Source organism: Terrabacter carboxydivorans, from assembly GCF_039532035.1.
In the GTDB taxonomy this organism is placed as follows: domain Bacteria; phylum Actinomycetota; class Actinomycetes; order Actinomycetales; family Dermatophilaceae; genus Terrabacter; species Terrabacter carboxydivorans.
Window position 1 is genome coordinate 36,952 of record NZ_BAAARE010000027.1, and the last position, 9,563, is coordinate 46,514.

Genomic DNA, 9,563 nt, shown 5'->3' on the forward strand with positions numbered 1-9,563 from the left:
CTTGCGTGTCAGGCGAGCTGGGCCGCGCGCACGACGAGGACGTCGGGCAGCTGGGTGGCGATGCGGGTGAAGGACTCCCCCTCGTCGACGGACGCGAAGACGTCACCGTTGCGGGTGCCGAGGTAGAGCCCGACCGGGTCGGCGTCGTCGAGCGACGCGGCGTCGCGCAGCACGCACGTGTAGCTGTCGGACGGCAGCCCGACGGCCTGCATGCGCCAGTGCGCACCGCCGTCGTCGGAGCGCTGCACCTGCAGCTGGGCGCCCGGCGGGATGCGCTCGCCGTCGTCCTGCACCGGGATGTTCCACACGACACCGGGACGACGGGGGTGGGCGAGGATGGTGAAGCCGAAGTCGGTGGGCAGGCCGTCGGCGATGGAGTCCCACGTGCGGCCGTTGTCGTCGGAGCGGTAGACGCCCTTGTGGTTCTGGGCGTAGAGCGCACCGTCGGCCTGGCCGCGGGCGACCTTGTGCACGCACTGGCCGTGGTCGGGGTACTCGTCGTCCGGCATGAAGTAGGCGCGGATGCCCGGGTTGCTCGCTGCCCAGGTCTGGCCACCGTCCTCGGAGCGGTAGACGCCACCCGCGCTCATGGCCACGAGCAGGTGCTCGGGGTGGCCCGGCTCGGGGACGATGGTGTGCACGGCTCCCCCGCCGAAACCCGGCTCCCAGCTGGGGCGGTGCGGGTGGTCCCACAGACCCCGCACGAGCTCGTAGCGCTCGCCGCGGTCGGTGCTGCGGAAGAGCGCGTGCGGCTCGACCCCCGCCCACACGACGTCGGCGTCGTTGGGGTCCGGCGTCAGCTGCCACACCCGCTCGAGGGCGGTGTCGGTGTCGCTGGGGAACGAGAGGGCACGCTCGGCACTCTCGGTCCACGTGCGCCCGCCGTCGGACGAGACCTGGACGGTCGGGCCCCAGTGCCACGACTTGACCCCGGCCAGGACGTTGGAGCGCCCGTCCCGGGTGTCGACCGCCACCGAGGCGACCTCGCTCATCAGGAAGTGCGGGCCCTCCAGGGTCCAGTCCTGCCGGTCGCTGCTGCGAGCGATCCACAGGCCCTTGCGGGTGCCGATCGCGACGATGGTCTCGGTCATGTTGACAGTGTCCACTATGTCTGCGGGGCAGACAAGGGTCCGGCCACCGCGTTGTCGACGCCCGCGCCGGACAGCAGGTTCTGCACCTGCCGACGCACGAGGGCGATGGCCCGGGGACGCATCGCCTCGGTCGCGCCCCCGACGTGCGGCGTGACGAGAACCCCAGGCGTCGTCCAGAGCGGGTGGTCCGTCGGGAGCGGCTCCGGGTCGGTCACGTCCACCGCTGCGAGCAGGCGGCCCGAGGCGCACTCGGCGACGAGGGCGTCGGTGTCGACCACCGCTCCCCTGGCCACGTTGACGAGCAGCGCGCCGTCCGGCATACGACCGAGCATCTGCGCGTCGAAGAGCCCTCGCGTCGCGTCGGACAGCGGCACGATGACGACGACGACGTCGTGCTCGGGCAGGAGCTCGGGCAGCTCGTCGATGCCGTGCACGTGAGGCACGAGGTCGTCACCGACCCGGGCCCGCGACGCCACCGCCGTGAGGGTGACCTCGAACGGCGCGAAGCGACGGGCGATCGCCCGCCCGATCTGTCCGTAGCCCACGACGAGCACCCGGCGGTCGGCGAGGGCCGAGCGCAGCCTCAGCGGCTCCCAAGTCGAACGCGCTTGGGAGGCAACGAAACCGGGGATCTCGCGGATCGAGGCGAGGGTGAGGGTGAGGGCGAGCTCAGCCGTCGACCCGTCGTGCACACCGGCCGCGTTGCACAGCGTCACTCCCGCAGGGAGGTCGTCGACGAAGTGCTCGAAGCCGGCGCTCTGCAGCTGGACCACCTCGAGCGCGTCGAGGCCGGGCGTCACGTCGGCCAGACGCAGCTTGGTCATGTAGGGCAGCACCGCGAGGCGGATCTCGTCGCCACGCGGGTGCGGCGACTCCATGTCCCACACGAGGGGGTCGACACCCTGCAGGTCGGCGAGCGCCTCGGCGTACTCCGGGTCGGGCACGGACACGACGAGCGGATCGGCAGTCATGTCGACACGCTAACGAAGCCCGGGCGACGCCCGGGGACCGGACCGCCGGCGGCTAGGCTCCGCCGGGTGACCATCGAGCCCCACGTCCTCGCCCTCGCGTCCGGCCGACGCACGGCGCCCCGCGGGGGCGGCCGCCCGACCGCCATCGACAAGCACGCCGTCGACACGGTCGAGGTGCGCGACCCGGGGCCCAAGCACGGCGGCCTCGGCAGCGGCGTCGTGGGGGACGAGATCGGCAACCCCCGCCACCACGGGGGCAGGCTCCAGGCGGTCTACGCCTACCCACGGGAGGACCTCGACTTCTGGGAGCAGCAGGTCGGCCGTCCCCTGCGTGCCGGCTGGTTCGGCGAGAACCTCACGACCGTGGGCATCGACACGACGCACGCGCTCGTCGGCGAGGTGTGGAGGGTCGACGACGTCGTGCTCCGGGTGGAGGTGCCCCGGATCCCGTGCAGCACCTTCGCCACGCACATGGGCGAGCCTCGGTGGGTGCGACGCTTCACCGAGGAGGGCAGGACCGGGGCCTATCTCTCGGTGGTCACGGCGGGGGTGCTGCGCACCGGGGCCCGGGTCCGTGTCGAGCGACCCTCGCACGACATCGACCTGCTCCTGCTCTTCCGCGCCTTCACCGGGGACCTCGCGGCCGCCCGGCGCGTCGTGGACGCCCGGGTCGTCGACCCGGAGGTGCAGGCGGACCTGGAGGAGACGCTCGCGCGACGCGGCGGGTGATCCCGAGCGGCGCCGACAGCGGTCAGGGCGCCCAGGTGGGACACAATGAGGTATGCCGCACACCTTCCGATCGATCGGTCGCGCCCTCGCGGGCTGCGTCACCATCGCTCTCGTCCTGGCGGCGTGCTCGACGGGCGGCCCCACCGCGCCGCCGCCCGGGAGCGCCACCAGCGCGGGGTCCGGCACCACCCCCGGCTCCGCCGACGGCACGCGGACGGGCTCCGGCAGCGCGACCCCGCCGACGCAGACCGCGGCACCCCTGACGAGCAGCAGCACGACTCCCGCACCCACGGGCAGCTCCGCACCGGCCACCACCGGCCGCGCCAAGCCCACCGCCGCCCCCAGCGGACCCGTGACGCTCCTGTCGGGCATCGACATCGCCTGGTCGGTCGCCGTGCTCCCGGACGGCAGCGCCCTCGTCAGCGAGCGCAACACCGGCCGGATCCACCATGTGCCCGCGCCCGGCTCCGGCGGCAAGCCGTCGGTCGCCGGCGAGATCCCCGTCAACCGGACGGAGGGCGGCGAGGGAGGCCTCCTCGGCCTGGCCGTCCCCCCGGACTTCGACGCGGACCCCGTCTTCTACGCCTACTACTCGACCGACAGCGACAACCGCGTCGCCGCCGTGCCGTGGCGAGACGGGACGATCGGGACGCCGGTCGTCATCTTCTCCGGCATCCCCCGCGGCCGCTACCACAACGGCGGTCGCATCGCCTTCGGGCCGGACGGCTACCTCTACGTGGGCACGGGCGAGGCCGGCGACACCTCGTTGTCGCAGAACCTCGGCTCGCTCGGCGGCAAGATCCTGCGCATCACCCCCGACGGCGACCCAGCCCCCGGCAACCCGTTCGGCGGATCCCCCATCTGGTCGCTGGGGCACCGCAACGTCCAGGGTCTCGCGTGGGACAGTCGGAAGCGTCTGTGGGCCAGTGAGTTCGGCCAGAACACCTACGACGAGCTCAACCTCATCGAGCCCGGCAAGAACTACGGCTGGCCCGAGGTCGAGGGTCGCGCGGGCAACCCCGACTACGTCGACCCCGTGGCGCAGTGGCCGACGTCCGAGATGTCGCCGAGCGGCATCGCCGTGGGTCCGGACGGCGCCGTCTACCTGGCGGCCCTGCGTGGCCAGTCGGTGTGGCGCGTGCCCGTCAACGCCGACGGCACAGCGGGAACGCCGAGCCGACACCTCAAGGGCACCTACGGCCGCATCCGCGACATCCACTTCGTCGGCAACCGGGTGTGGATCACGACGAGCAACAACGACCGCGCCGACCGGCTCATCTCGCTGCCGCTCTCGGCGGTCGGCGTCGGCTGACCGGGCGCGGCCCCAGCGCTGCTTCGGGGCCGCCTCGGGGCCGCCTCGGGGCCGCCGTCCTCCCTGAACCCGTCCCCACCTGACTAGCCTGACGAGCAGGGACGGCACCGACGCCGCCCACGAGCAGGAGGGGCACCGATGGGTTCGTACGACGAGATCCTCGACCAGGTACCGATCGACCAGCTGGCGGGCCAGCTCGGCGTCGGGAGCGACGAGGTCCGGCAGGCGACGGAGCACGCGCTGCCCGCCCTCCTCGGCGGCCTGCACGCCAACGCCTCCGACCCGGCCGGGGCGGACTCGCTGCTCGCGGCGCTCTCGGACCACCAGGGCCAGGTCAACGACCTCGGCGACGTGGACGAGCAGGACGGGCGCGCCATCGTCGGCAACATCTTCGGCGGCAGCACCGACCAGGTGGTCAACCAGCTCGGTGGCCTCGGTGGCAGCTCCGGCGGTCTCGTGCAGAAGCTGCTGCCGCTTCTCGCGCCGATCGTCATGTCCTGGCTCGCGAACAAGATGGGCCAGGGCGGCCTCGGGGGCATGCTCGGTGGCGGCTCGGGTGGGGCCGGTGCGGACGCAGGGTCTGGTGCAGGCTCGGGCGCCGGGTCGGGAACGGGTTCGGCCGACGGCGGAGCGCTCTTCCCCGGAGGCGTGGGCGCCGACAGCGGGCCGGTGCAGGCACCGGGGAGCGCGACCTCGACGGGCGCGGCCTCGGGCGGTTCCAACCCGTTGCAGGACATCCTCGGCCAGGTCCTCGGCGGCGCCGGCTCGTCCGGTGGCAGCGGCGGTGGCGCCGGCGACGTCCTCGGCGGCCTGCTCGGTGGTCTGCTCGGCGGCGGCAAGCGCTGACCTCCGCTCCCCCACCCTCCACCGTCGAGAGGCCACGAATGGCCGTCCGTCACTCGTCGAGAGGCCACGTCCGGTGACCGGACGTGGCCTCTCGACGGTTGCGAGGCGGCCGAATGTGGCCTCTCGACGGTTGCGAGACGGCCGGACGTGGCCCCTCGACGGGCGGAGCGGGGTTACTGGAGCTTGGCGAGGATGAGCTCGCGGGCCTTGCCGGCGTCGGCCTGGCCCTTCATCTCCTTCATGACCTGGCCGATGAGCGCACCCGCGGCCTGGACCTTGCCGTCACGGATCTTGTCCGCCACAGCGGGGTTGGCGGCGATGACCTTGTCGACGGCCGCTTCGAGGGCGCCGTCGTCCTGGACCAGCTCGAGGCCGCGGGCGTCGGCCACGGCCGTCGGCGTGCCCTCGCCGGCGAGCACGCCGTCGAGCACCTGGCGCGCCATCGAGTCGTTGAGCCGCCCCGAGGCGACGAGCCCGTCGAGCTCGGCGATGTGCGCCGGCGTCAGGCCCAGCCCCGCGGCATACGTGACGATGGCCTGGCCCTCGGCGTTGGCGCGACGCGACGGCTCACCGAGCCACCACTTCTTCGCCGCACCGGCGCTGGCGCCGGCGGCCACGGTCTCCTCGATGAGCTCGACCGCGCCGGCGTTGACGACGTCACGCATCTCGAGATCGCTGTAGCCCCAGTCGGACTGGAGCCGCTTGCGACGAGCAGCAGGGTTCTCGGGCAGCGTGCCGCGCAGCGCCTCGACCGTCTCGCGCGTCGGCGCGACGGGGACGAGGTCGGGCTCGGGGAAGTAGCGGTAGTCCTCGGCGTCGGACTTGACCCGGCCCGAGGTCGTGATGCCGGTGTCCTCGTGCCAGTGACGCGTCTCCTGCAGGATCGAGCCGCCGCCGTCGAGGATCGCCGCGTGGCGGGAGATCTCGTATCGCACGGCCCGCTCGACGGAGCGCAGGGAGTTGACGTTCTTCGTCTCGGTGCGGGTGCCGAGCGGGACGGCGAGCTGGGCCTCGTCCAGCGGGGCTCCGACGCGCGGGCGCAGCGACACGTTGGCGTCGCAGCGCATGGAGCCCTGCTCCATCTTGACGTCGCTGACGTCGAGGGCGCGCAGCAGGTCGCGCAGCGCCGAGACGTAGGCCTTGGCCACCTCGGGTGCGCGCTCCCCCGCGCCGACCATCGGCTTGGTGACGATCTCGATGAGCGGGATGCCGGCGCGGTTGTAGTCGACCAGCGAGTGGTCGGCGCCGTGGATGCGGCCGGTCGCGCCGCCGATGTGCAGCGACTTGCCGGTGTCCTCCTCCATGTGCGCGCGCTCGATCTCGACGCGGTAGGTGCTGCCGTCCTCGAGCTCGACGTCGAGGTAGCCCTCGAAGGCGATCGGCTCGTCGTACTGCGACGTCTGGAAGTTCTTCGGCATGTCCGGGTAGAAGTAGTTCTTCCGGGCGAAGCGGCACCACTCGGCGATCTCGCAGTTGAGGGCCAGGCCGATGCGGATGGCCGACTCGACGGCCTTCTCGTTGACGACCGGCAGCGCGCCGGGCAGGCCGAGGCACACCGGGCAGACCTGCGAGTTGGGCTCGGCGCCGAACTCGGTCGGGCAGCCGCAGAACATCTTCGTCGCCGTGTGCAGCTCGACGTGGACCTCGAGGCCCATCACGGGGTCGAACTTGCCCATGGCCTCGTCGTAGTCCATGACGGCGTCGGCGGTGGCCGTGCTCATCTCAGGCTCCCTTCGCAGCAGCGGCGCCACCCAGCGAGGGTGCGCGGTCGAGGATCGGACCGCCCCAACGGTCGACGAGGGCCTTCTCGAGGGCGGCGCCCACCGAGTAGAGCCGCTCGTCCTTCATCGCGGGCGCGAGGATCTGGATGCCGGCCGGCAGGCCGTCCTCGTCGGCGAGGCCGGACGGGATCGACATGCCCGGGACCCCCGCGAGGTTGGCCGGGATGGTGGCGATGTCGTTGAGGTACATCGCCATCGGGTCCTCGAGCTTGTCGCCGAGCTTGAACGCCGTGGTCGGCGCCGTCGGGCTGACGAGTACGTCGACGCGTGCGTATGCCGCGTCGAAGTCCTGGGCGATGAGCGCGCGGACCTTCTGGGCCGAGCCGTAGTACGCGTCGTAGTAGCCGGAGCTGAGGGCGTACGTCCCGAGGATGATGCGGCGCTTGACCTCGTCGCCGAAGCCGGCGTCACGCGTGGCCGCCATGACCTGCTCGGCGCTCGGGGCGTCGACGCCCTCGGGCAGCACCCGCAGGCCGTAGCGCATGGCGTCGAACTTGGCGAGGTTGCTCGACGCCTCGCTCGGGAGGATGAGGTAGTAGGCCGCGAGGGCGTACTCGAAGTTCGGGCAGCTGACCTCGACGACCTCGGCCCCGAGCTCCTCGAGCAGGGCGACCGACTCGTCGAAGCGCGCCCGGACGCCGGGCTGGTAGCCCTCGCCGCCGAGCTCCTTGACGACGCCGATCCGCATGCCGCGCACGTCGGCGGCGCGGGCCGCCTCGACGACCGCCGGGACGGGGGCGTCGATGGACGTGGAGTCCATCGGGTCGTGACCGCCCATGACGGCGTGCAGCAGCGCGGTGTCGAGCACGGTGCGGCCGCAGGGGCCCGCCTGGTCGAGCGAGCTGGCGAGCGCGACGAGGCCGTAGCGCGAGACGCCGCCGTAGGTCGGCTTGGTGCCGACGGTGGCCGTGACGGCGGCCGGCTGTCGGATCGAGCCGCCCGTGTCGGTGCCGGTCGCGAGTGGGGCCTGGAAGGAGGCGAGCACCGAGCTCGAGCCACCGCCCGAGCCGCCGGGGATGCGGTCCAGGTCCCACGGGTTGTGCGAGGGGCCGTAGGCCGAGTGCTCGGTGGAGGAGCCCATCGCGAACTCGTCCATGTTGGTCTTGCCGAGGATCGGCAAGCCCGCCTCGCGCAGCTTCGTCACGACGGTCGCGTCGTACGGCGGGACCCAGCCCTCGAGGATGCGGCTGCCGCACGTCGTCGGCACGCCCTTGGTCGTCATGACGTCCTTGACGGCGATCGGCACGCCGGCGAGCGCCCCGAGGCTCTCACCGGCGCTCCGGCGCTCGTCGACCGCGCGTGCGTGGGCGAGCGCTCCGTCACCGTCGACGTGGAGGTAGGAGTGCACCTGCCCGTCCACGGCCGCGATGCGGTCGAGGTGCGCCTGCGTCACCTCGACGGAGCTGATGGTCCTGCTCGCGAGGGCGTCGGCCAGGTCGGCGGCGGTGGCCCTCGTCAGGTCGGTGGGGAGGTCGGTCACGTCGGTGCCTTCGGTTCGTAGCGGCGACAGGAGGTCTCGTGGGTGCCCGTCGCGGGCGGGGGCGTATGCCGGGTGCTCGGCGACACGGCATACGCGAGCAGTACGGTGGCGTGGGTGGGCTCAGTCCTCGTCCAGGATGCGCGGCACCGAGAAGCGCTGCTGCTCGGCCTCGGGCGCACCCGCGAGCACGGCCTCGGCGCCGAGGCTCGGGCGCACCACGTCGGGGCGGGTCACGTTGGTCAGCGGCATCGGGTGGGACATCGGCGCGACACCCTCGGTCGGCGCCTGCTGCACCTTGGCCACGGACTCGAGGATGACGCCGAGCTCACCCACCATGCGGTCGAGCTCGACGTCGGAGAGCTCGATGCGGGCGAGGCCGGCCAGGTGGGCTACGTCGTCGCGGGACAGGGATGACATGCGCGCCAGTCTATGGGGCGGCCCAGCACGACCGGACCACGCATCCGGCGTGCACTGCGCGAGCCCGGGACGGCGCGGGCGTGTCCTCCGGGCCCGGTCGCTCGTTGACCACGCCGGATCCACGAACTGCCGCAAGGAGAACCCTCGATGACGAGCCCGGCCAGCCCGACCACCACCCCGACGCCCGAGCCCTCGGAGGCGCCCACCCCGGGGCCGACGCCCGAACCCACGGCCGCCCCCGCGGACGGGCGCGCGGTTCACCCCGCGTCCGAGCCGGCAGCCGATACCTCTGCGGCCGCGCCGGCCCGGGCGGCCTCCCCCGCTTCCGCTCCGACGTCACCCGCGGTCGAGCCCTTGGACCGGGCGTCCGCCAAGGCCGAGTCGGGGTCGACGGCACGCCGTTCCCTCGACGTCCGCGCCGGCGCACGCAGGGCCGTGAGCCTGACGGCCGGAGGGATCAGGCGGGTGCGCACGCTGCTCGGGGAGATCGTGTGGTTCGCCTGCCTGCTCGCGGCCCTGGCACTGCTGCTCGGCGCCGTCCTCGTCGTGCTCGAGGCCAACACGCACAACGCGCTCGTCGAGGCGGTGCTCAAGGCCGCCGACTGGGCCGACCTCGGCGTCTTCAGCCGGACGGCGGGCGTCAAGCAGTTCACGGGCGACGGCGCCGTCGTCAAGAACGCCATCACCAACTGGGGCCTGGGCGCGGTCGCCTGGCTCGTGGTGGGCCGGGTCGCCCGCCGCATCCTGACGCCCCGCTCCTGACCCTTCCCCGCCCACCGGTTCGAGGTGTCCGCGCCGGCGCGAACGCTGTGTCTTTTGAAGGGACATCCCTGTCAGTCCTGTGAAGGGACATCCCTGACACTCGCCGGGTCTCGGTCCATGGTGGGCTGCATGGCTGGCAGGGAGATCTCGATGGAAGTTCGCTTGGCTACGGCT

General features: G+C 72.8%; 9 protein-coding genes. 4 read left to right on the forward strand and 5 right to left on the reverse strand.

What is annotated here, in order from left to right; genetic code table 11:
• Positions 1-8 precede the first annotated feature (8 nt).
• Both ABD297_RS21220 and ABD297_RS21225 read right to left on the reverse strand, forming a co-directional pair.
• Positions 9-1,091, reverse strand: coding sequence for a WD40/YVTN/BNR-like repeat-containing protein (locus tag ABD297_RS21220; RefSeq protein ID WP_344257122.1), 1,083 nt, complete (start codon positions 1,089-1,091; stop codon positions 9-11).
• Positions 1,092-1,105: 14 nt separating this feature from the next.
• Positions 1,106-2,062: a 2-hydroxyacid dehydrogenase gene (locus ABD297_RS21225; RefSeq protein WP_344257123.1), complete on the reverse strand. Its 957-nt coding sequence runs from the start codon at positions 2,060-2,062 to the stop codon at positions 1,106-1,108.
• A gap of 66 nt (positions 2,063-2,128) precedes the next feature.
• Between ABD297_RS21225 and ABD297_RS21230 the strand changes: the two genes are divergently transcribed.
• The 3 genes from ABD297_RS21230 to ABD297_RS21240 all read left to right on the forward strand — a co-directional run bounded on the left by ABD297_RS21230 (position 2,129) and on the right by ABD297_RS21240 (position 4,949).
• On the forward strand, positions 2,129-2,791 hold the full coding sequence (locus ABD297_RS21230; RefSeq protein ID WP_344257124.1) for an MOSC domain-containing protein: 663 nt from the start codon (positions 2,129-2,131) through the stop codon (positions 2,789-2,791).
• Between the two features lie 52 nt (positions 2,792-2,843).
• Positions 2,844-4,103 carry a PQQ-dependent sugar dehydrogenase gene (locus ABD297_RS21235; RefSeq protein ID WP_344257125.1) on the forward strand — a complete coding sequence of 420 codons (1,260 nt, stop codon included), beginning with the start codon at positions 2,844-2,846 and terminating at the stop codon, positions 4,101-4,103.
• 138 nt (positions 4,104-4,241) lie between these two features.
• Positions 4,242-4,949: a DUF937 domain-containing protein gene (locus ABD297_RS21240; RefSeq protein ID WP_344257126.1), complete on the forward strand. Its 708-nt coding sequence runs from the start codon at positions 4,242-4,244 to the stop codon at positions 4,947-4,949.
• A gap of 173 nt (positions 4,950-5,122) precedes the next feature.
• Here ABD297_RS21240 and gatB read toward each other — a convergent pair whose 3' ends face one another.
• The 3 genes from gatB to gatC form a co-directional block, all read right to left on the reverse strand.
• Positions 5,123-6,670: an Asp-tRNA(Asn)/Glu-tRNA(Gln) amidotransferase subunit GatB gene (gatB, locus tag ABD297_RS21245; RefSeq protein ID WP_344257127.1), complete on the reverse strand. Its 1,548-nt coding sequence runs from the start codon at positions 6,668-6,670 to the stop codon at positions 5,123-5,125.
• Between the two features lies 1 nt (position 6,671).
• Entirely contained in the window at positions 6,672-8,210 is a 1,539-nt protein-coding gene (gene gatA / locus ABD297_RS21250) for an Asp-tRNA(Asn)/Glu-tRNA(Gln) amidotransferase subunit GatA (protein WP_344257128.1), read from the reverse strand.
• A 120-nt stretch (positions 8,211-8,330) separates the two neighbouring features.
• A complete protein-coding gene (gene gatC / locus ABD297_RS21255) occupies positions 8,331-8,627 on the reverse strand; it encodes an Asp-tRNA(Asn)/Glu-tRNA(Gln) amidotransferase subunit GatC (protein WP_344257129.1) in 297 nt (98 codons plus the stop codon).
• A gap of 147 nt (positions 8,628-8,774) precedes the next feature.
• Here gatC and ABD297_RS21260 point away from each other — a divergent pair, with 147 nt between their 5' ends.
• Positions 8,775-9,389 carry a hypothetical protein gene (locus ABD297_RS21260; RefSeq protein WP_344257130.1) on the forward strand — a complete coding sequence of 205 codons (615 nt, stop codon included), beginning with the start codon at positions 8,775-8,777 and terminating at the stop codon, positions 9,387-9,389.
• The last annotated feature ends 174 nt before the right edge of the window (positions 9,390-9,563 follow it).

What these genes read in the sequence shown, in the direction of transcription:
- ABD297_RS21220 (WP_344257122.1), bottom strand. Translation starts at nt 1,091, where the DNA reads ATGACCGAGACCATCGTCGCGATCGGCACCCGCAAGGGCCTGTGGATC.
- ABD297_RS21225 (WP_344257123.1), bottom strand. Translation starts at nt 2,062, where the DNA reads ATGACTGCCGATCCGCTCGTCGTGTCCGTGCCCGACCCGGAGTACGCC.
- ABD297_RS21235 (WP_344257125.1), top strand. Translation starts at nt 2,844, where the DNA reads ATGCCGCACACCTTCCGATCGATCGGTCGCGCCCTCGCGGGCTGCGTC.
- ABD297_RS21240 (WP_344257126.1), top strand. Translation starts at nt 4,242, where the DNA reads ATGGGTTCGTACGACGAGATCCTCGACCAGGTACCGATCGACCAGCTG.
- gatB (WP_344257127.1), bottom strand. Translation starts at nt 6,670, where the DNA reads ATGAGCACGGCCACCGCCGACGCCGTCATGGACTACGACGAGGCCATG.
- gatC (WP_344257129.1), bottom strand. Translation starts at nt 8,627, where the DNA reads ATGTCATCCCTGTCCCGCGACGACGTAGCCCACCTGGCCGGCCTCGCC.
- ABD297_RS21260 (WP_344257130.1), top strand. Translation starts at nt 8,775, where the DNA reads ATGACGAGCCCGGCCAGCCCGACCACCACCCCGACGCCCGAGCCCTCG.